Annotated in this window: 16 protein-coding genes and 1 pseudogene; all 17 read left to right on the top strand. The window is 67.7% G+C overall.

Annotated features, from left to right (window positions below; genetic code table 11):
• The first annotated feature begins 150 nt into the window (after nt 1–150).
• The 17 genes and pseudogenes from AC50X6_RS17015 to AC50X6_RS16935 all read left to right on the top strand — a co-directional run bounded on the left by AC50X6_RS17015 (nt 151) and on the right by AC50X6_RS16935 (nt 20226).
• Nucleotides 151–1758, top strand: coding sequence for a carboxyl transferase domain-containing protein (locus tag AC50X6_RS17015; protein WP_494967346.1), 1608 nt, complete (start codon nt 151–153; stop codon nt 1756–1758).
• A gap of 7 nt (nt 1759–1765) precedes the next feature.
• On the top strand, nt 1766–4039 hold the full coding sequence (locus AC50X6_RS17010; protein WP_494967345.1) for an acetyl/propionyl/methylcrotonyl-CoA carboxylase subunit alpha: 2274 nt from the start codon (nt 1766–1768) through the stop codon (nt 4037–4039).
• Between the two features lie 59 nt (nt 4040–4098).
• Nucleotides 4099–5262 (top strand): acyl-CoA dehydrogenase family protein, encoded by a 1164-nt coding sequence (locus AC50X6_RS17005; RefSeq protein WP_494967344.1) that lies wholly within the window; start codon nt 4099–4101, stop codon nt 5260–5262.
• A gap of 19 nt (nt 5263–5281) precedes the next feature.
• Nucleotides 5282–6088 carry a CoA transferase subunit A gene (locus tag AC50X6_RS17000; RefSeq protein WP_494967343.1) on the top strand — a complete coding sequence of 269 codons (807 nt, stop codon included), beginning with the start codon at nt 5282–5284 and terminating at the stop codon, nt 6086–6088.
• A gap of 2 nt (nt 6089–6090) precedes the next feature.
• The gene (locus AC50X6_RS16995) at nt 6091–6852 is read left to right on the top strand and encodes a CoA transferase subunit B (protein ID WP_494967342.1); all 762 of its coding nucleotides are present in this window, start codon (nt 6091–6093) and stop codon (nt 6850–6852) included.
• Nucleotides 6849–7406, top strand: coding sequence for a MaoC family dehydratase (locus AC50X6_RS16990; protein WP_494967341.1), 558 nt, complete (start codon nt 6849–6851; stop codon nt 7404–7406). The genes AC50X6_RS16995 and AC50X6_RS16990 overlap by 4 nt, the downstream gene beginning before the upstream one ends.
• A gap of 4 nt (nt 7407–7410) precedes the next feature.
• Nucleotides 7411–8244 (top strand): HpcH/HpaI aldolase/citrate lyase family protein, encoded by an 834-nt coding sequence (locus tag AC50X6_RS16985; RefSeq protein WP_494967340.1) that lies wholly within the window; start codon nt 7411–7413, stop codon nt 8242–8244.
• Nucleotides 8245–9197: 953 nt separating this feature from the next.
• Entirely contained in the window at nt 9198–10382 is a 1185-nt protein-coding gene (gene dxr / locus AC50X6_RS16980; protein WP_494967339.1) for a 1-deoxy-D-xylulose-5-phosphate reductoisomerase, read from the top strand.
• Between the two features lie 18 nt (nt 10383–10400).
• The gene (locus AC50X6_RS16975; protein ID WP_494967338.1) at nt 10401–11732 is read left to right on the top strand and encodes a M50 family metallopeptidase; all 1332 of its coding nucleotides are present in this window, start codon (nt 10401–10403) and stop codon (nt 11730–11732) included.
• A gap of 119 nt (nt 11733–11851) precedes the next feature.
• Nucleotides 11852–12661 carry a MarR family transcriptional regulator gene (locus AC50X6_RS16970; RefSeq protein WP_494967337.1) on the top strand — a complete coding sequence of 270 codons (810 nt, stop codon included), beginning with the start codon at nt 11852–11854 and terminating at the stop codon, nt 12659–12661.
• Entirely contained in the window at nt 12658–13164 is a 507-nt protein-coding gene (locus AC50X6_RS16965) for a hypothetical protein (protein ID WP_494967336.1), read from the top strand. The genes AC50X6_RS16970 and AC50X6_RS16965 overlap by 4 nt, the downstream gene beginning before the upstream one ends.
• A gap of 93 nt (nt 13165–13257) precedes the next feature.
• Nucleotides 13258–13551 carry a YciI family protein gene (locus AC50X6_RS16960; protein ID WP_494967335.1) on the top strand — a complete coding sequence of 98 codons (294 nt, stop codon included), beginning with the start codon at nt 13258–13260 and terminating at the stop codon, nt 13549–13551.
• A 72-nt stretch (nt 13552–13623) separates the two neighbouring features.
• A complete protein-coding gene (gene ispG, locus AC50X6_RS16955; protein WP_326967729.1) occupies nt 13624–14790 on the top strand; it encodes a flavodoxin-dependent (E)-4-hydroxy-3-methylbut-2-enyl-diphosphate synthase in 1167 nt (388 codons plus the stop codon).
• Entirely contained in the window at nt 14753–15640 is an 888-nt protein-coding gene (locus AC50X6_RS16950; protein WP_494967389.1) for a GNAT family N-acetyltransferase, read from the top strand. Before ispG ends, AC50X6_RS16950 begins: the two co-directional genes overlap by 38 nt.
• Before the next feature lie 428 nt (nt 15641–16068).
• Nucleotides 16069–17880, top strand: a complete 1812-nt coding sequence (locus AC50X6_RS16945) for a proline--tRNA ligase (RefSeq protein ID WP_494967334.1) — start codon at nt 16069–16071, stop codon at nt 17878–17880.
• An 18-nt stretch (nt 17881–17898) separates the two neighbouring features.
• Nucleotides 17899–18693: a sulfite exporter TauE/SafE family protein gene (locus AC50X6_RS16940; RefSeq protein WP_494967333.1), complete on the top strand. Its 795-nt coding sequence runs from the start codon at nt 17899–17901 to the stop codon at nt 18691–18693.
• Nucleotides 18694–18802: 109 nt separating this feature from the next.
• Nucleotides 18803–20226, top strand: a pseudogene (locus tag AC50X6_RS16935) (pyridoxal phosphate-dependent decarboxylase family protein).
• Nucleotides 20227–20740 lie beyond the last annotated feature (514 nt).

The raw sequence follows: 20740 nt of genomic DNA, 5'->3' as shown, positions 1-20740 counted from the left end.
TCTCAAAAAACCAGCTGCTCGCGTGGCCCTGTGTTGGACATCACAGTTAATAGAGACTAACCTAAAACTCAGTTATACGGTACTAACCGAAGTGGCCGGATCGGCCACGAAGCCGGGCCCCAGCACCAAGGCCGAGAACGGAAGCAGCCAATGCAGACAATCGCCAGCCAGGTGGACGCCTCGGGCGCCGCCTTCGCCGCGAACCGCGAGGCCCAGCTGGGACTGGCCCGCGAGTTGAAGGAACGCCTGGCCACTACGGCATTGGGCGGGCCGGAGAAGTCCCGGGAGCGCCACGTGGCCCGCGGCAAGCTCCTGCCCCGAGAGCGCATCAACCAGCTCCTGGACGAGGGCAGCCCGTTCCTGGAGATCGCACCGCTGGCGGCCAACGGCATGTACAACGACGATTCGCCCGGCGCCGGGGTTATTGCCGGGATCGGCCTGGTGCACGGCCGCCAGGTCCTGGTCATTTCCAATGACGCCACGGTCAAGGGCGGCACCTACTACCCGATGACGGTGAAGAAGCATCTCCGGGCGCAGGAAATCGCCCTGGAGAACCGGCTGCCGTGCATCTATCTTGTGGACTCCGGCGGCGCCTTCCTGCCTAAGCAGGACGAGGTCTTCCCGGACAAGGAGCACTTCGGCCGGATCTTCTTCAACCAGGCCAAGATGTCCGCGGCCAGGATCCCGCAGATCGCCTCCGTGATGGGGTCCTGCACCGCCGGCGGCGCCTATGTCCCCGCGATGAGCGACGAGACCGTGATTGTCCGCAACCAGGGCACCATCTTCCTGGGCGGGCCCCCGCTGGTGAAGGCCGCGATCGGTGAGATCGTCACGGCCGAGGAGCTTGGCGGCGGCGATGTGCACTCGAAGATCTCCGGCGTGACCGATCACCTGGCCGAGAACGATGAGCATGCCCTCCAGATCGTCCGCGACATCGTCGCCACCCTGCCCCGGCCGGCTGCCCCGGTCTGGGACGTCGACACCGTCGTCGAGCCCCTGGCGGATCCGGACGAACTCTACGGCGCCGTACCTACCGACGTCAACGCGCAGTACGACGTGCGCGAGGTCATCGCCCGGCTGGTGGACGGCAGCGGCTTCCACGAGTTCAAGAAGAACTACGGCACCACCCTGGTCACCGGTTTCGCGAAGCTGCACGGCCACCCCGTCGGCATCGTGGCCAACAACGGGGTGCTGTTCAGCGAATCCTCACTCAAGGGCGCGCACTTCATCGAACTGTGCGACCAGCGCGGGATCCCGCTGATCTTCCTGCAGAACCTGTCCGGCTTTATGGTCGGCAAGGACTACGAGCAGGGCGGTATCGCCAAAAACGGCGCCAAAATGGTGACCGCCGTCGCCACCGCACGGGTGCCCAAGCTGACCATCGTGATCGGCGGATCCTTCGGCGCGGGCAACTACTCGATGTGCGGGCGGGCCTACTCGCCGCGCTTCCTGTGGATGTGGCCGGCGTCCCGGATCTCGGTCATGGGCGGCAACCAGGCCTCCAGCGTGCTGGCCACCGTGAAGCGTGACCAGTATGAGGCCCGGGGTGAGGAATGGTCCGCCGCGGACGAGGAAGCGTTCAAGGCGCCCATCAAGGCCCAGTACGAGGACCAGGGCAGCCCCTACTACTCCACCGCCCGCCTCTGGGATGACGGCGTGATCGACCCCGCGGACACCCGCACCGTCCTGGGACTGGCGCTCGACGTCGTCTCCCGCACCCCGCTGCCGGAGACCTCCTTCGGCCTTTTCCGGATGTGAGCCCGCAATGACCATTTCTTCGCCGACTACTACCTCCCTGACACCCCGGAAGCCGCTGTTCGGTACCGTGCTCGTGGCCAACCGCGGCGAGATCGCGTGCCGTGTGATCCGCACCCTGCGTGCCCTGGGCATCCGTTCGGTGGCCGTCTATTCGGACGCCGACGCCGGAGCCAGGCACGTGCGAGAGGCAGACGTCGCCGTGCGGATCGGACCCGCGGCCGCCGCCGAGAGCTACCTGAAGATCGGGGCCATCATCCAGGCCTGCCGCGACACCGGCGCCGAGGCCGTGCACCCCGGCTACGGCTTCCTGAGCGAGAACGTCGACTTTGCCCGTGCGCTGGAGAAGGACGGCATCACCTTCATCGGCCCCGGAGTCGAGGCCCTGAACGTCATGGGCGACAAGATCCGCTCCAAAAACCACGTCGCGGGCTACGGCGTGCCGGTGGTCCCGGGCATCGCCGAACCCGGGATGACGGACGCCCGACTCATCGAGGCCTCCGCCGGCGTCGGCTTCCCGCTGCTGATCAAACCCTCCGCCGGCGGCGGCGGCAAGGGCATGCACATTGTGGAACGGCCCGAGGACCTCGAAGCCACCCTGGCCACCGCCCGCCGGGTCGCGGCCAGCGCCTTCGGTGACGACACGCTGTTCCTTGAACGCCTGGTCCTGACCCCGCGCCACATCGAGGTTCAGGTCCTGGCGGACAACCACGGCAACGTCATCCATTTGGGGGAGCGCGAGTGCTCGCTGCAGCGCCGCCACCAGAAGGTCATCGAGGAAGCGCCCTCCCCGCTGTTGGAATCCTTGCCCGACGGCGCCGAAATCCGCGCCCGCCTCGGCGAGGCCGCCTGCAACGCCGCGCGCAGCGTCCACTATTCCGGCGCCGGCACCGTGGAATTCCTGGTCTCCGACAACGCCCCGGACGAGTTCTTCTTTATGGAGATGAACACCCGCCTGCAGGTGGAGCACCCGGTCACCGAGATGGTCACCGGCGTCGATCTGGTGGAATGGCAGGTCCGCATCGCCGCCGGCGAGGAACTCACCGTCCGGCAGGACGACGTCGTGCTCACCGGACATTCGGTGGAGGCGCGCGTCTACGCGGAAATCCCGGAACGCAACTTCATGCCCTCCACCGGACATGTCCGGCTGCTGGACGAGATCCCCGGCCCCGCACAGCGCCCCAGCGCCCCTCCCCGCAACGAAGCCGAAACGGACCGCGGCCGCGTACGGGTGGACTCGGCCCTGATCGAGGGTCTCGAGCTCTCCGCCAGCTATGATCCGATGATCTCGAAGGTCATCGCGTGGGGGGAACACCGCACCGCGGCCCTGGACACCCTGGACGAGGCGCTCGCCGGGTACACCGCCCTCGGTGTGGACACCAACGTCGAATATCTCCGCCTGCTGATCAACGACGCCGACGTCCGCGCCGGCCGGCTCGACACCGGACTGATCGAGCGCAAAATGCCTGACTTCAGCTTCCGGCGCGTGGGCGACTTCGAGCTGGTGGCTTCCGCGTTGTATGCGCTGGCCATGACGGAGCAGAACAATCCGGTCACGGCAGCGGGTCCCTGGCAGCGCGGCGACGGCTGGCGTCTCGGCGCGCGTGCTCCCTGGCGGGTCAGCCTGGGAACATCTGATGGCGGCATCGGAACTGTGGGTGTGACAGGCCGTGCCGCTGACGGTCCGGTCCTCGTCTCGGTAGGAGACGGCCCGCAACGGCCGGCTAGCCTGCAGTTCATCAGGCGTAGTGGCGCGGTATTGACGCTGGACGGCGAAACCCGGACGTACTCACTCGCGCCCGTCTACACCGGCCCCGTCACTCCGAGCTGGAGCAACCCGGTGCCGGGCGCCCCCTCGGAGCTCTTCCTCGGCAGCGAGGGCTGGTCCTGCCGGCTTGAGGTGCTCACTCGCGAGAGCCGGCTGGACCGGGTGCTCGCCGCGATCGAACGCGAGGAGGGCGCCGCTGACCCGGCGGTGCGCTCGCCGATGCCCGGCACAGTAGTGTCCGTCTCCGTCAGCAACGGCGACACGGTGAAGGCCGGCCAGGTGCTCCTCTCCGTGGAGGCCATGAAAATGGAACACCAGCTCGTGGCGCCGCTGGCCGGGACGGTGCATATCAGCATCAGCTCCGGCGACCTCGTGAAGGCGGACCAGGTGCTCGCCACCATCCACCCCGCCGGCCCGGCCGCCGCGCCGCAGTTGGTGGATGCGGTGGAGGACGCGGTGGAGGACGCAGCCGAGGACACGATCGAGGAAGCGCCCTGGGCACGGAGTAACACCTAACAGCTTCAGCACCATTTCACAGACACCCGAACACTAAGACCCGACAGAGGAGTCACCCCATGCCAGATTTTGAACTCAGCGAGGATTACCAGGACCTCAGCGACACCGTCCGCGAATTCGCCGACCAGGTGGTGGCCCCGGTCTCCGCCAAACACGACGAGGAACACAGCTTCCCCTACGAGGTGGTCTCCCAGATGGCCGACATGGGCCTTTTCGGCCTGCCGTTCCCGGAAGAATTCGGCGGCATGGGCGGCGACTACTTCGCCCTGGCCCTGGCCCTGGAACAGCTCGGACGGGTGGACCAGTCCGTCGCCATCACCCTGGAGGCCGGCGTTTCCCTCGGCGCGATGCCGATCCACCGCTTCGGCAACGCCGCCCAGAAGGAGGAGTGGCTGCCGCTGCTGGCCTCCGGGAAGGCGCTCGCAGGCTTCGGCCTGACCGAGCCCGAAGCCGGCTCGGACGCCGGGGGCACCAAGACCACCGCCAAGCTCGGTGGCGGGGAGTGGGTCATCAACGGCAACAAGGAGTTCATCACCAACTCCGGCACCGACATCACCAGGCTCGTCACCGTCACCGCGGTGACCGGCCAGGAGGAGCGCCCGGACGGCAGCATCAAGAAGGAAATCTCCACCATCCTGGTGCCCACCAACACCCCGGGCTTCACAGCGGAAAAGGCCTACAACAAGGTCGGTTGGAATGCCTCGGACACGCACCCGCTGACCCTCAACAACGTCCACGTCCCGGAGGCCAACCTGCTCGGCGCGCAGGGCCGCGGCTACGCCAACTTCCTCTCTATTCTGGATGAGGGCCGGATCGCGATCGCGGCCCTGGCCGTCGGTGCGGCGCAGGGCTGCGTGGACCAGTCGGTGAAATACGCCAAGGAGCGCAGCGCATTCGGGCAGAACATCGGCAAGTACCAGGCCATCGCCTTCAAGATCGCCCGGATGGAAGCCCGCGCGCACACCGCCCGCCTGGCCTACTACGACGCCGCCGCCCGGATGCTCGCCGGCAAGCCGTTCAAGACGCAGGCGGCCATCGCTAAGATGGTCGCAGGCGAGGCAGCCATGGACAACGCGCGGGACGCCACCCAGGTGTTCGGCGGCTATGGCTTCATCAACGAATTCACCGTGGCGCGTCACTACCGCGACTCCAAGATCCTTGAAGTCGGCGAAGGCACCACGGAGGTCCAGCTGATGCTGATCGCCCGCGAACTGGGGCTCTGACCGGCCGGAAGGATTACTGATGATCAACAAAGTTGTTGCCAGCGCTGCTGAGGCAGTGGCGGACATCCACGACGGCGCCTCGCTCGCCGTCGGCGGGTTCGGGCTCTGCGGGATTCCGGTGGCCCTGATCGATGCCCTCCACGGGCACGGCGCCACGAACCTGGAGACCGTCAGCAACAACTGCGGAGTGGACGACTGGGGGCTGGGGATCCTGCTGCGGGAGGGCCGGATCCGCCGCACCATCAGCTCCTACGTGGGGGAGAACAAGGAGTTCGCCCGGCAGTACCTCTCCGGCGAACTCGAGGTGATCCTCACCCCGCAGGGCACGCTGGCCGAGAAGCTGCGGGCCGGCGGCGCGGGCATCCCCGCCTTCTACACCCCGGCCGGCGTCGGCACCCAGGTGTCCGACGGCGGTCTGCCGCAGAAGTACGACGCCGACGGCAACGTGGCGATCGCCTCCGCCCCGAAGGAGGTCCGGAGTTTCAACGGCGCCGACTACGTTCTGGAAGAATCGCTGACGCCCGATTTCGGCCTCGTGCACGCCTGGAAAGGCGACCGGCACGGCAACCTCGTCTTCCACGCCACCGCGATGAACTTTAATCCGCTGTGCGCCATGGCAGGGAAGATCACCATCGCCGAAGTTGAGGAACTCGTGGAACCGGGGGAGCTGGACCCGGAGCACGTCCACGTGCCGGGCATCTTCGTCCAACGGGTTGTGCTCGCGCCCGGGGCCGGGAAGCGCATCGAAAAACGGACGGTCACCGCGTCGCCGTCCGGGACCACGTCCGGGACCACGTCCCGCAGCACCGACCAGGCAGGAGCGTAACCGTGGAAACGAACAATGCGCAGGGCGCCCCTCCCCGTCCGGAAGCCGTCCGCCACGAATACCGGCGATCCGCCGTCGAACATCCCGCCGGTAGCGAAATCAAGGGCTGGACGCGCAACGAACTGGCCGCCCGGGTGGCGCAGGAGCTGCACAACGGCCAGTACGTGAACCTCGGCATTGGGATGCCCACGCTGATCCCCAATTACATTCCCGCCGGCATCGAGGTGGTGCTGCATTCCGAGAACGGCATCCTCGGCGTCGGACCGTACCCGCGTGAGGAGGAGGTCGATCCGGACTTGATCAACGCGGGCAAGGAAACTGTCACGGTCAACAAGGGCGCCGCGTTCTTCGACTCCGCAGCCTCGTTCGGCATGATCCGGGGCGGGCACGTGGATGTGGCCGTCCTCGGCGCCATGGAGGTGGCGCAGAACGGGGACCTGGCCAACTGGATGATCCCGGGCAAGATGGTCAAGGGGATGGGCGGCGCCATGGACCTCGTCTTCGGCGCCAAGAAGGTGATCGTGATGATGGAGCACGTGGACCGGAACGGCGGGCCCAAGATCGTGGAACAGTGCACGCTCCCGCTGACGGGCAAAGCCTGCGTGGACCGGATCATCACCGACCTCGCCGTGATCGACGTCGTGACCGAGGGCGGCAGATCCCGGCTGGTACTGCGTGAACTGGCCCCCAACGTGTCGGTCGACGACGTGGCCGCGGCCACCGGGGCCGAACTTTTCGAGGAAGACCAGGAACTGACGGTATGACGACGGACCCCCAACGCGTGATTGAACCCCGAGTTATTGAACAGCGGGGCCTCTACTTCGACGAGCTTGAGGAGGATGTGGTCTACGCGCACCGTCCCGGCCGGACCGTCACGGAGACGGACAACGTCCTGTTCACCACCATGACCATGAACACCCAGGCGCTGCACCTCGATGCCGCCTGGAGCGCTGACCAGCCCTTCGGCCAGCGGCTGATGAACTCGATGTTCACCCTGGCCACCGTGGTGGGGCAGTCCGTCCCGCAGCTGACCCAGGGCACCATCATTGCCCAGCTGGGCATGACGGATGTGTCCTTCCCGCACCCGATGTACCACGGCGACACGCTGTACACGGAGACCGTGGTGACCGGGAAGCGGCTGTCCTCCTCCCGGCCCGGCCGAGGTATCGTAACCATGAAGCACACCGGCCGGAACCAGCACGGCGACGTGGTGGCCCTCGCCACCCGCAGCTGCCTGATGTGGACCCGTGAGGCGTATAGCGCCGCCGTCAGCGAAGCCCGGAATGAACGCGCGCAAAAGGCGCAACAAGGAGATTAGACACATGAGCTTCCTGATGGGCCCTGCCCTGCTGTTCTGCCCGGCCGACCGCCCCGAGCGCTACCAGAAGGCGTCCGAGCGTTCCGATGGTGTGATCGTGGACCTCGAGGACGCCGTCGCCCCGGCCGACAAACAGCGTGCCCGCGGCGCCATCCTCGCCCAGCTCGGCGCTGAAGGTGACGTCCCGGAACTGGATCCGAGCCGCACCATCATCCGGGTCAATCCGGCCGGCACCGAGGCATTCGAGAAGGACATGCACTGCCTCAAGCACACCCCGTACCGCCACATCATGCTCGCCAAGGCCGAAAGCGCCGCCCAGCTCAAGGAACTTGAGGGCTACAGCGTGATTGCGCTGTGTGAGACCGCGCTGGGGGTTGTCAACGCCGCCGCCATTGCGGCCGAGCCCAATGTGGTGGGCCTGATGTGGGGCGCCGAGGATCTGCTCGCCTCCCTCGGCGGCACCTCCAGCCGGTTCGACGACGGCGCCTACCGTGCTGTCGCGCTGCACGCCCGCTCCGCCGTGCTCCTGGCGGCCGGCGCCTTCGGCAAGGACGCCATCGATTCCGTCTACGTCAACATCCCGGACCTTGCGGGCCTGGCCTCGGAATCCCGCGACGCCGTCGCCTCGGGCTTCGGCTCCAAGGCCTGCATCCACCCGAACCAGGTGCCCGTGGTCCGCGAAGCCTACGCGCCGTCCGAGGCTGATGTTGCGGCGGCCACAGAACTGCTCGAGGCTGCCTCCGCGGCAGGCAGCGGAGTGTTCCAGTACAAAGGCAGGATGATCGACGGCCCCATCCTCAAGCACGCCGACGCCACCCTCCGCCGGGCCGGGCTCTAGTTCCAGGCGGGGGCCGCCCTGCTGCCGCCCGCGGCGGGCAACCCGTGCCTCGGGGGCGTCCTGGGGTCTCGAAGTGAAGGCTCCGACGGCGTGGATCTCGTCGATTCGCCACGAATGACCGGGTTGACGGGTCCTGTAGCGGCCATTTGCGCCGAATGGGTGCTCCGGTGGGCAGATGGGGCGGTCGCGCGGCGTTTTGCTGTGGCTATGCCGGAGTCCGGGCTGAATTCGCCACGATTCGCCACGAATGGCCGGGTTGGAGGGTCCCGTGGCGGCCAATTGTGGCGAATGGGTGCTCCGTGGGCAGGCAAGCGCCTACCGCGCGGCGTTTTGCTGTGGCTATGCCGGAGTCCGGGCTGAATTCGCCACGGTTCGCCACGTATGGCCGGGTTGGCGGGTCCCGTAGCGGCCATTTGCGTCGAATTGGAGCTCCGGTGGGCGGATGGGGCGATTGCGCGGGTCTGAATGTTCGTCGATTCGCCACGAATGGCCGGGTTGGCGGGTCCCGTAGCGGCCATCTGTGGCGAATGGGTGCTCCTGGGCACCAAACCAGTGCCCAGGCCGGTGCGGCCTGGACGCGGCTGGCCGGGTAATAAGTTGGATTCAGGGCAGACCCGATTTCGGCACTGGGCCACGATCGCGGAGCTCTGAACTACGCGGGCCGGGGGAGTGCCATGAAATCGTTCGGTTCCAGGACGCAGCTCGCATCCAGGCTGCCACTCAGCGGGAACCAGCCCGGCACATGTCCGAAGTTGAACACCCGAACGAGATGGTAAACATCACGGTGGCCGCCACTTCAGCATTCGACCACGCCGTTCGTTTCTCGGCCAAGGCCGCCCCCAGTCTTCATTTGTCCGCGTTCGGCCAAGGCTACAACACGCGCCCGCAGTCTGCCGACCAGTCCCGTCCCGCGGGCACGCCGAGCACAGAACGCCGTGCGGGATACTTGAATCATGCAGCCGCGCAAGATCGTCCTCCTCGGGTCCACCGGTTCCATCGGCACGCAGGCGATTGACGTCGTCGACGGCGCCCCGCACCTTTTTGAGGTCGTCGCGCTCAGCGCCGGCGGCGGCAATCTGGAACTCCTGGCCCGGCAGGCCGTCCACACTCGCGCCCGGGCGGTCGGCGCCGCGTCCGGCGACGCGAAAGCGCTGCAGGAGCTGATCGACGACGCCGCCCGTGCGGCCGGCGCCGCAAACTACCGCCCCGAGATCATCACCGGACCGGATGCCTCCACCCGGATCGCGGAAATCGACGCCGACGTGGTGCTCAACGGCATCACCGGTTCCATCGGCCTGGCTCCCACCCTGGCCGCGCTCAAATCCGGCGCCACCCTGGCCCTGGCCAACAAGGAGTCCCTGATTGTGGGCGGCGCGCTGGTGAAAGCCGCGGCCCGCGAAGGCCAGATTGTCCCGGTGGACTCCGAACACTCCGCGATCGCCCAGTGCCTGCGCTCCGGCAACGCCGCCGAGGTGGACCGGCTGATCCTCACAGCTTCCGGCGGCCCGTTCCGAGGCAAGACCCGGGACGAACTCCGCGGCGTCACCCCGCAGGAGGCACTGGCCCACCCCACCTGGGACATGGGCCTGATGGTCACCACCAACTCCGCCAGCCTCGTCAACAAGGGCCTGGAGGTGATCGAGGCGCACGTGCTCTTCGACATCCCGCTGGAGCAGATCGACGTCGTGGTCCACCCGCAGTCCGTGGTGCACTCGATGGTCCAGTTCGTCGACGGCTCCACGATGGCCCAGGCCTCCCCGCCGGACATGCGCCTGCCCATCGCCCTGGGACTCGGCTGGCCGGACCGGGTACCCAGGGCCGCGCAGGCCTGCGACTGGACCAAGGCCACCAGCTGGACCTTCGAGCCGCTCGACACCGCGGCCTTTCCCGCCGTCGGGCTGGCCAAAGACGCCGCAAAGCAGGGGAGCACCTTCCCCGCCGTGTTCAACGCAGCGAACGAGGAAGCTGTTATGGCCTTCCACGCCGGCCGGATCCGTTTCACCGGCATTGTCGATACCATCGAAGCCGTACTCAGCGAACACACAGGATCCTCCGGGCTGACCGTGGAGTCCGTGCTGGATGCTGAAGGATGGGCACGCGCCCGCACCCACGAACGTTTAGCCGTCAGAAGCGTCTAGGAAGCAGCAGAACACAGCATGAGCCCAGTACTCCTCTTTATCCTCGGTGTCGTCTTTGTGGCGATCGGCATCGCCGTATCCATTGCCCTGCACGAGGTGGGGCACCTGCTGCCGGCCAAGCTTTTCAAGGTCCGCGTCACCAAGTACATGATCGGCTTCGGCCCTACGCTCTGGTCCCGGAAGAAGGGCGAGACCGAGTACGGCTTCAAGGCCATCCCGTTGGGTGGCTTCGTCTCCATGATCGGCATGTACCCGCCGAACAAGGAGGACGGCACCGTCCGCCCCTCCAGCACCGGCATGTTCCAGAGCCTCGCCTCGGACGCCCGCTCGCTGGCCCATGAGGAAATCGGCCCGGACGACGGGAACCGCGTCTTCTACCGGCTCCCGGTCTGGAAGAAAATCATCATCATGCTCGGTGGCCCGGCCATGAACATGCTGATCGGACTTGCGCTGACGGCCGTGCTGCTGATGGGATTCGGCATCGCCACCCAGACCACCGCCGTCGCCGACGTCTCCAAATGCCAGGTCAAGGCCGGCGAGACCTTGGACCCGAACTCCGCCGACTGCAAGCTCACGCCGGCCGCCGCGGCGGGACTCAAGCCCAACGACACCATCACGTCCTTCGACGGCAAGGCCGTCACCAGCTGGGACGAACTTACCGGCTGGATCCGCGCTTCGGCGGGCAGGCCGGTCAGCATCACGGTGGAGCGCGACGGCGCCGCCGTCACCACTACCGTCACGCCGGTGCTCTCCGCCCGCCCGGTGGTCGGCGACGACGGCCGGCAGGCCAAGGACGCCGACGGCAAGCTCCAGTACCAGGATGTCGGCTTCCTCGGCATCGGCGCGCAGACAACGCTGGTACCGCAGCCGGCGTCGACCGTGCTTCCGATGGCGGGCGAGAACATCCGGCAGATCGCCGGCGTCGTGTTTAACCTTCCGGCCCGTGTGGCCGGCGTGGCGCAGGCCGCCTTCAGCGATGAACCCCGCGACCCCAACGGCCCCATCAGCGTCGTCGGGGTGGGGCGCGTGGCCGGCGAGGTCGCCGCCATGGAACAGGTTCCGCTGCAGTCCCGCTTGGCCGCGTTGGTGGGACTGTTGGCCGGCCTCAACTTCGCGCTGGCCGTGTTCAACCTGATTCCGCTGTTGCCGCTCGACGGCGGCCACGTTGCCGGCGCGCTCTACGAGGGGGCCCGCCGCAGGATCGCCAAGCTCTTCGGCCGCCCGGACCCCGGCGCGTTCGACATCGCCAAGCTGCTGCCGGTGACCTATGTGGTGGCGGTGCTGCTGATGGGCATGGGGGCGCTGCTGATCTACGCGGACATCGTCAAGCCGGTCAACCTCTTCGGCTGAGGCCACCAGTCGTTGGAACCGGAATTCGTTGATTTACTCCTCTAAGCTTATTTCGGCTTATTTTGAATAATCAGTTGAAAATGATTGATTATTGAAGATCAGCCTTCTAAGCTGGGGCTATGTACGTCATGACCATCGACCAGCGCGGCAGTACTACCGACGTCGACCGTGTCCCTGGCCTGCTCGCGGAACTGGCGGCGCTGTCCACCGCGGGGCGCTTCGAACGCTCCGTCGGCGACGAGGTCCAGGGTGTTGTGGAACGCCCCGGTGAAGTCGTGGAGATCGCCCTGCATGCCCTGCGGAGCGGCCGCTGGTACGTGGGGATCGGCGTCGGAAGGGTGGACCTGCCCTTGCCCGCCAGCCCGCGTGAAGGATCCGGACCTGCTTTCGTGGCGGCCCGGCTGGCCGTGGACAAGGCCAAGTCCGCCGCCGCCCATGTGCCTCTCGCCGTGGTCTCCGGCGGCCTGCGCAGGGGAGAAGCTGCCCCGTCGGCGGACGGCTCGGCCGGAGCCCGGGCCTGCGCGAACGCAGAGGCGGTGCTGCGGCTGATCGGCCGCCTGGTCCAGGACCGGACCGCGGCCCAGTGGAAAGTAGTGGATGTGCTGCGCTCGGTCCAGTCCGGCCAGTCCGGCACGCACGGCACGTCTGGCACGCACGGCCAGTCTGGCACGCACGGCACGCAGAAAATTGCGGCCAAAAATCTCGGAATCACGGAACAATCGGTGAGCCGTGCACTGCTGCGCTCCGGCTGGCAGGAAGAATGGGCGGCGAGACCGGCCGCCGAAACGCTGCTGACCCTTGCCCACGGACTGATTGCCGGCGCGGACACCACCGCGCCCGAGGAAACCAGCACCAAGGACACCAGCACCAAGGTCAGCAGCACCAAGGACAGCAGCGCCCGGGAAAACAGCACAGAAGGAGATCGGTGAACGCCCTCTGGATCACTCTGGCCCTGCTCCTGGCCGGTTTTGCCGGCTGGCCCGTGACGGCCCTCGTCTTCAGGCTCGCCCGCACCATCGATGACCGGGCCGACGCCGGCGCTGCCGCCGTCGGCGCGGGAGACCCCGCGGGAGACCCCGCCGCGGACGTCACAGTCGATCCAAGCGCCGGGCCGGAAACGGGGCCGGCGCAGGACGCAGCGCCAGGAACCGCGGCGTCCGGACCCGCAGCAGCCGCCGCAGCGGTCAGCAGCGCCCGCATCCTGCGCGGCGGCGCGATCATCGGCGTCCTCGAGCGGCTGGCGGTCTGCACCGCGATCCTCACCGGCCAGCCCGTCGCCATCGCCTACGTCGTCGCCATCAAGGGACTCGGACGCTTCGCCGAGCTGAAGGAGACCCCGGTGGCCGCGGAACGTTTCATCATCGGTACCCTCACGTCCATGCTGTGGGCGGCCGGCATCGCCGCCCTGGCCAAGGTATTTTTCCTCGGCTGACGCAGCATCCTGCCGACTCGGGACAGCCGTCACCGCCCGGAAAGCAACCCGCCCGGATGGGTACTCAGGCGAGCGGGGAGATAGTGTATTCACATGACTGTTTTTGCTGTTGAGTACGTATATGACGCCGAATCCTCCGAAGCCCGCGCCACCAGCCGTCCCGCGCACCGCGAATGGACCGCGGAACTTGCCCGGGACGGCAAGCTGCTGGCGAGCGGGCCCTACGGTGACGGCGCCGGAGCCCTGCTCATCTTCAAGGCTGCCGATGAGACGGCCCTGAACGAGCTCCTCATGCAGGACCCGTTCGCGGCCGCCGGCGCCATCTCCGGCACCCGCACCACCGCCTGGGCACCCGTGACCGGCCTCCTGGCCGATCACGCCGCCTAGCCCGTCCCGCCACAGACCTTCGATCCTTCGAGCCGTTACTTCGATGCCGTTACTTCCACACAAGGAGTCCATGTGACCTCGGTCAGCCTGGGAATGCCGTCAGCACCGCCCCCCGTTCTTGCTCCGCGTCGGAAGACCCGCCAGATCAAGGTGGGCTCCGTCGGCGTCGGCTCCGATTCCCCCATCAGCGTGCAGTCGATGACCACCACGCCCACCACGGACATCAACGCCACACTGCAGCAGATCGCCGAACTCACCGCTTCCGGCTGTGACATCGTGCGCGTCGCCTGCCCGTCCGCCGACGACGCCGCGGTGCTGTCGATCATCGCCAGGAAGTCCCAGATCCCGGTCATCGCGGACATCCACTTCCAGCCGAAGTACGTCTTCGCCGCGATCGAAGCGGGCTGCGCCGCGGTCCGCGTGAATCCCGGCAACATCCGCAAGTTCGACGATCAGGTCAAGGATATTGCCCGCGCCGCGAAGGACCATGGCACCTCGATCCGCATCGGCATCAACGCCGGCTCCCTCGAGCCCGGCATCCTGAAGAAGTACGGCAAGGCCACCCCGGAAGCCCTCGTGGAATCCGCCGTCTGGGAAGCCTCATTGTTTGAGGAGCACGGTTTCCACGACTTCAAGATCTCGGTCAAGCACAATGACCCGGTCATCATGGTGGCCGCCTACGAGATGCTGGCCGAACGGGGCGACTGGCCGCTGCACCTCGGTGTCACCGAGGCCGGCCCGGCGTTCCAGGGGACCATCAAGTCCGCCACCGCCTTCGGAGCCCTGCTCTCCCGCGGCATCGGCGACACCATCCGGGTTTCCCTCTCCGCCCCGCCGGTCGAGGAAATCAAGGTGGGCAACCAGATCCTACAGTCACTCAACCTGCGCCCGCGCAAGCTTGAGATTGTTTCCTGCCCGTCCTGCGGCCGCGCCCAGGTGGACGTGTACACCCTCGCCGAACAGGTCACCGCAGGCCTGGAAGGCATGGAGATCCCGCTGCGCGTCGCCGTCATGGGCTGCGTCGTCAACGGCCCCGGCGAAGCCCGCGAAGCCGACCTCGGTGTTGCCTCCGGCAACGGCAAGGGCCAGATCTTCGTGCGGGGAGAGGTCATCAAGACTGTCCCTGAGGACCAGATTGTTGAGACACTGATCGAGGAAGCCATGCGTATCGCCGAAGAGATGGGGGAGGCCGATGGCAAAGATGCTGTCAAGGGTAGCCCCGTGGTTAGCGTCTCGTAAGGACGGCGCCGCTCCCGGCGTCGTAGTCCGGGTCCTCGGGGGCCCGGACACTGCACAACTGCTGGACCTGGCGCGGCAGGACGCCGTCGCCAACGTCTTTATCCTTTCCCATCTGCAGATCGCCGGATCGGCGTCCCCCACCGCCGGGGGCGCCAGTATTCTTGGCGTGTTCGACGGCGGGGTGCTCCTCGGTGCCTGCTGGGCCGGCGCCAATCTGGTGCCGGTGCAGCTCGACCCGGACTTCGCGGGGATCGTCGCGGCGGCCGCGCACCGCCTGGGCCGGCGGTACGCCTCGATCTTCGGCCCGGCAGGGACGGTGCTTCCCCTCTATACCGAGCTGGAGCGGCTGGGCCTCAACGCCCAGGAAATCCGGGACGACCAGCCGTTGATGACCATCTCCGGACCGCCCGCAGTCCCGCCGAACCCGTTGCTGGGATTCGGCCAGCTAGCGGATTTCGACCGGATCCTGCCCGCCTGCGCCGCCATGTTCGAGGAGGAAGTAGGCTATTCGCCCTATCTCGGCGGCCGGGAGTACTACAGCCGCCGGGTGAAGGCATTGATCCGCCAGGGGCATTCGCTGGTCCACCTGAACACGGACGGCGAAGTGATCTTCAAGGCTGAACTCGGCGCGGTCACCCCGGAAGTGACCCAGGTCCAGGGTGTCTGGATGAACCCGGACTTCCGTGGCCAGGGCCTGAGCGCCGGGTACATGGCCGCCGTCGCGGTCCTCGCCCAGGCCCTAGCGCCGGTGACGAGTCTCTACGTCAACGACTTTAACGCCCGGGCCCGCGCCAGCTACGAGCGCGTCGGCTTCCACCGGGTGGGCACTTTCGCGACCGTACTTTTCTAGGCGCCTTGTCCGGATTAGCAGAGGGGTAAGCGATGAAGACGAGGCAGTTGCCATCGCATTCCATCTGAGGGAGGGCGCCCATGGTGCATGCGTTTCCCTGGACCCCTGACGAACCAAGCAAAATGCCCGCTGGCGTCCTCACCTGACGTTACCTCGCGCAGCGGCTCCGGCGTCACCGGCCGCTTTGCCAGTTCCGGAACACCCTCCAGCAGATAGGGCAACGCCACGGAACGCAGATCCAACAATAGGGCGGTGCTGGGGCCGCCGTGCCATGCCATAGCGGGAATGGCCAGCCGGCAACGGCCAGGGGTCTTCCGTCGGTGATGGCGTGGCCCCTCCGTGCCCGGGCTGACGGTAGATTAGTACCCAGACGCTTTGACCGGTGTGACCGGTTTCGCCCGCACCTCCCAGAAATGGATGGATACCCCGTGGTCCTTCGACTCTCCAAGCTGTTCCTGCGCACCCTGCGTGAAGATCCTGCCGACGCCGAGGTGGCCAGCCACCGGCTCCTCGTCCGCGCCGGCTACATCCGCCGGGCCGCGCCGGGCATCTACACCTGGCTGCCGCTGGGACTGAGCGTGCTGCGCAAGGTGGAGCGGGTCATCCGCGAGGAAATGACCGCCATCGGCGCGCAGGAAGTCCACTTCCCGGCGCTGCTGCCCAAGGAGCCCTACGAGGTCACCAACCGCTGGACCGAATACGGCGAGGGCATCTTCCGGCTCAAGGACCGCAAGGGCAACGACTACCTGCTCGCGCCCACCCACGAGGAAATGTTCACCCTCCTGGTCAAGGATCTGTACTCCTCGTACAAGGACCTGCCGCTGAGCATCTACCAGATCCAGAACAAGTACCGAGACGAGGCGCGCCCCCGGGCCGGCCTGCTGCGAGGCCGTGAATTCATCATGAAGGACTCCTATTCCTTCGACGTCGACGACGCCGGCCTGGACGCCAGCTACGCCGCGCACCGCGGCGCGTACCTGAAGATCTTCGAGCGCCTCGGCCTTGACGTGATTCCGGTCGCGGCTACGGCCGGCGCCATGGGCGGCTCCAGGAGCGAGGAATTCCTGCACCCCACAGAGATCGGTGAGGACACCTTCGTGCGCTCCGCCGGCGGCTACGCGGCCAACGTCGAGGCCGTCACCACGGTGGTCCCCGCGGACATCGACTTCACGAACGCCCCGGCCGCGGAAGTCCGGGATACCCCGGACACCCCCACCATCGACACGCTCGTCGACGCCGCCAACGTCATGGTTCCCCGTGCGGAGTCCGACGGCGGCGCCTGGACTGCCGCGGACACGCTCAAGAACGTCGTCCTCGCCGTCACCCTGCCCACCGGGGTGCGCCAGATCGTGGTCATCGGCCTGCCGGGCGATCGCGCCGTCGACCTCAAGCGCGTCGAGGCGACCATCGGTTCGTTTCTGCCGATCGCCGGCGAGATCATGCTCGAAGCCGCCAACGAGGAAGACCTCAAGAAGCAGCCGCTCATCGTCAAGGGTTACCTTGGCCCGGGCCTGTCCCCGGACGCGCCCCTGCTGGGCACCGAGGGTGCCGCCAAGCTGCTCTACCTCGTGGATCCCCGCGTCGTCAGCGGTTCGGCCTGGATTACCGGCGCCAACGAGGCCGGCAAGCATGTCTTCGGCCTCGTGGCCGGACGCGACTTCGGCTGGGACGGCGTCATCGAGTGCACCGAGGTCCGCGCCGGCGACGAGGCCCCGGACGGCTCGGGTCCGCTGGAAACCGCCCGCGGCATCGAGATGGGCCACATCTTCCAGCTCGGCCGCAAGTACGCTGAAGCCCTCGAACTCAAGGTCCTGGACCGGAACGGCAAGCAGGTTGTGGTCACCATGGGCTCCTACGGCGTGGGCGTCACCCGCGCCGTTGCCGCCCTGGCCGAGTCCAACCACGACGACAAGGGCCTCGTCTGGCCGCGCGCCGTCGCGCCGGCCGATGTCCATGTGGTGGCCGTGGGCCGCGGCGAGGAAATCTTCGCAGCCGCCGAAAAGCTGTCCCAGGAGCTCGAAGCCGCCGGCCTCGACGTCATCTATGACGACCGCCCCAAGGTCTCCCCGGGGGTGAAGTTCGGCGACGCCGAGCTCGTGGGCGTCCCCACCATCCTCGCCGTCGGGCGCGGGCTCGTGGACGGCGTCGTGGAGATCAAGGACCGCCGCAGTGGCAACGCCGAAAACATCGCCGTGGACAAGGCTGTTGACTTTTGTGTCAACGCCGTCCGCAACAACTAACCCGCTGTCCCGGCAGGCGTGGTTTCCGGACTCGAGTCGATCGAGCTCAGCACCCTCATCCTGATCGTGGTGGCCGGTTTCGCCGCGGGCTGGGTCGACGCCGTCGTGGGCGGCGGCGGATTGATCCAGCTCCCGGTGATGCTGCTGGTCCCGGGCATCAGCCCGGTGCAGGCACTGGCCACCAACAAGATGGGGTCGATTTTCGGCACCACAACCAGCGCCGTCACGTACTACCGCCGCGTCCGGCCGGACCTGCGCACAGCCCTGCCCATGGCAGTGATCGCCCTGGCCGGCAGCTTCGGCGGGGCGGTGCTCGCTGCCACCCTCCCGGCGAGCGTGTTCAAGCCGATCATCGTGGCCGCGCTGGTCGCCGTCGCACTGTTCACGGCTTTCCGCCCGAACGTGGGGGAGCTGACCAGGCTGCGGCATGACGGCCACCGGCACTACGTCCTTGCCTGCCTGATCGGGGGAGTGATCGGTTTTTACGACGGCCTGATCGGCCCGGGGACCGGGTCCTTCCTCATCATCGCGCTCGTCTCGGCGATGGGTTACGCCTTCCTCGAGGCCAGCGCCAAGGCCAAGATCGTGAACGTAGCCACCAACGCCGGCGCGCTGCTGTTCTTTGTGCCGCACGGCGCCGTGCTCTGGGGCCTCGGGCTGGTACTCGGCGCGGCGAACATGGCCGGTGGTTATCTCGGCGCGCGGACGGCCGTCAACCAGGGAAGCAAGTTCATCCGGATTGTCTTCCTCGTGGTGGTGGCCGCCCTGATCCTCAAGCTCGGTTCGGACATCTGGCAGGACAGTTTCGCCTGACCTGTGCCCGGACGGACGCTTCTTCGGCTGGGTCATCCGCGGTGCCCTCCCGCGGCCCCTGCCCGCGGTGCCCTCCCGAAAGCCGGGGGTACGGGCGTAGCATGCAGCTATGTCAGCACCTGAAAAACGCTACAGCGATGCCCTGGCGGCGGCGGCCCGGCATGCCCGCGAATGGTTGGAGAGCCAGGGAACGCGCCCTGTGGGTCCGCGCGTCACCGCGGGGGACCTGGCGTCCGTCTTCGGCGGTCCCCTGCCCGCGGAGGGCATGCCGGCCGCGGACGTCATCGACTATCTGGCCACCAGGGCCGAACCGGGGCTGATGGCCATGCCCTCCGGACGCTTCTTCGGCTGGGTCATCGGCGGCACCCTGCCCGCGGCACTGGCCGCGGACTGGCTGGTCAGCGCCTGGGACCAGAACGCCGGGCTGCGCTACGCCACCCCGGCCAGCGCGGCCATCGAGGAGGCCGCCGGCGGCTGGCTCCTGGAGCTGCTGGGGCTTCCGGAGGAGTCCGACGTCGGCTTCGCCACGGGCGCCACCATGGCCAACTTCACCGGCCTCGCCGCGGCGCGGTGGCGCCTGATGGCCGAGGCCGGCTGGGATCTGGACGGCAGCGGCCTCGCCGGAGCACCGAAATCCACTGCTTTGTGGGGCAGGAACGGCACGACACGATCGACCTCGGCCTGCGGTACCTCGGGCTGGGCCGGCCAACGCCCGTCCCCGCGGACCGGCAGGGCCGCATCATTCCAAAGGAACTGGACCGCGCCCTCGAACGTGCGCTGGACGGCGCCCCCAGCCGCGCGAACAGGTCCGGCCGGGCCCCGGCGCTGGTCTGTCTGCAGGCCGGAAACCTGCATTCCGGAGCCTTTGACCCCTTCGCCGAGGCGATCGCCGTCGCGAAATCGCATGGCGCCTGGGTGCACGTGGACGGCGCCTTCGGGCTCTGGGCCGCGGCCGTCCCCGAACTGTCCGGTCTCACGGCCGGCCTGCAACTGGCCGACTCCTGGGGCACCGACGCGCACAAAACCCTCAACGTCCCCTACGACTGCGGCATCGCCGTCGTCCGGGACGCCCAGGCACTGCGCTCCGCCATGGGCCTGCACACGAGCTACCTGATCCACGAAGGGGAGGGTGCGGCGGACCCGTTCGAGAAGGTCCCGGAGCTGTCCCGCCGAGCCCGCGGGGTGCCTGTCTGGGCCGCCCTGAAGTCCCTCGGCAGGGACGGTGTCGCCGTCCAAATCCGCGAACTGGTGCGGCGCGCCGCGCAGCTGGCGGAGCAGCTGTCCGCGCTGGACGGGGTCGAGGTGCTCAACGACGTCGACTACACCCAGGTGTCGCTGGCCTTCGGGGACGACGCCGTCACGCGCGCGGTGACCGCCCGGATCATCAGCAACGGCCGGGTATGGATGTCGGGCTCGCGCTGGCAGGACCGGGACATCCTGCGGATCTCGGTCAGTAACTGGAGTACGGACGACGCCGATGTAGCGGTTGCCGTCGGCGCCGTCCAGGACGCGTTGGCGGCGGTCCGCGGCTAGCGCGCTTTGTCAATAGTTCGTCCGGGAGTCCTGGGCCGGGGCCGGGCTCAGGTCCCCGGGGGCCAGGGCGAGGGCACGGGTCGCGAGGGCCGGGGCGCGAGGGCCGGGGCGCGAGGGCGCGGCTCAGGGACATGCCCCGCGCCGGGGCCGGCGGGTGGACATAGTGTCATTGTGCCCAGTTCCGGGCGCGAAGAATGGGCATGTCCCGCTGGACAGGACACCCGCCCAAGGGGACATGCCCCGCGCCGGGGCCGGCGGGTGGACATAGTGTCATTGTGCCCAGTTCCGGGCGCGAAGAATGGGCATGTCCCGCCGGACAGGACACAGGCCTGAAGGGGACATGCCCCGCGCCGGGGCCGGCGGGTGGACATAGTGTCATTGTGCCCAGTCCCGGCGAATTCCAGGGGTCGATGCAACACCCGAGGTCAGCTGGCTTCCAGTAAAGCACGAAGACGCTCGGCCGGGGTGTCCCAGTCGAGTGTTTTGCGTGGTCGGGCGTTGAGTTCCTGGGCGA

It is taken from the genome of Pseudarthrobacter sp. HLT1-7 (assembly GCF_059383435.1).
This window is presented reverse-complemented; position numbering and strand designations above follow the sequence as displayed.

What these genes read in the sequence shown, in the direction of transcription:
- AC50X6_RS17010 (WP_494967345.1), top strand. Translation starts at nt 1,766, where the DNA reads ATGACCATTTCTTCGCCGACTACTACCTCCCTGACACCCCGGAAGCCG.
- AC50X6_RS17005 (WP_494967344.1), top strand. Translation starts at nt 4,099, where the DNA reads ATGCCAGATTTTGAACTCAGCGAGGATTACCAGGACCTCAGCGACACC.
- AC50X6_RS16960 (WP_494967335.1), top strand. Translation starts at nt 13,258, where the DNA reads ATGACTGTTTTTGCTGTTGAGTACGTATATGACGCCGAATCCTCCGAA.
- AC50X6_RS16970 (WP_494967337.1), top strand. Translation starts at nt 11,852, where the DNA reads ATGTACGTCATGACCATCGACCAGCGCGGCAGTACTACCGACGTCGAC.
- AC50X6_RS17015 (WP_494967346.1), top strand. Translation starts at nt 151, where the DNA reads ATGCAGACAATCGCCAGCCAGGTGGACGCCTCGGGCGCCGCCTTCGCC.
- AC50X6_RS17000 (WP_494967343.1), top strand. Translation starts at nt 5,282, where the DNA reads ATGATCAACAAAGTTGTTGCCAGCGCTGCTGAGGCAGTGGCGGACATC.
- AC50X6_RS16990 (WP_494967341.1), top strand. Translation starts at nt 6,849, where the DNA reads ATGACGACGGACCCCCAACGCGTGATTGAACCCCGAGTTATTGAACAG.
- AC50X6_RS16985 (WP_494967340.1), top strand. Translation starts at nt 7,411, where the DNA reads ATGAGCTTCCTGATGGGCCCTGCCCTGCTGTTCTGCCCGGCCGACCGC.
- AC50X6_RS16950 (WP_494967389.1), top strand. Translation starts at nt 14,753, where the DNA reads ATGCTGTCAAGGGTAGCCCCGTGGTTAGCGTCTCGTAAGGACGGCGCC.
- dxr (WP_494967339.1), top strand. Translation starts at nt 9,198, where the DNA reads ATGCAGCCGCGCAAGATCGTCCTCCTCGGGTCCACCGGTTCCATCGGC.
- AC50X6_RS16975 (WP_494967338.1), top strand. Translation starts at nt 10,401, where the DNA reads ATGAGCCCAGTACTCCTCTTTATCCTCGGTGTCGTCTTTGTGGCGATC.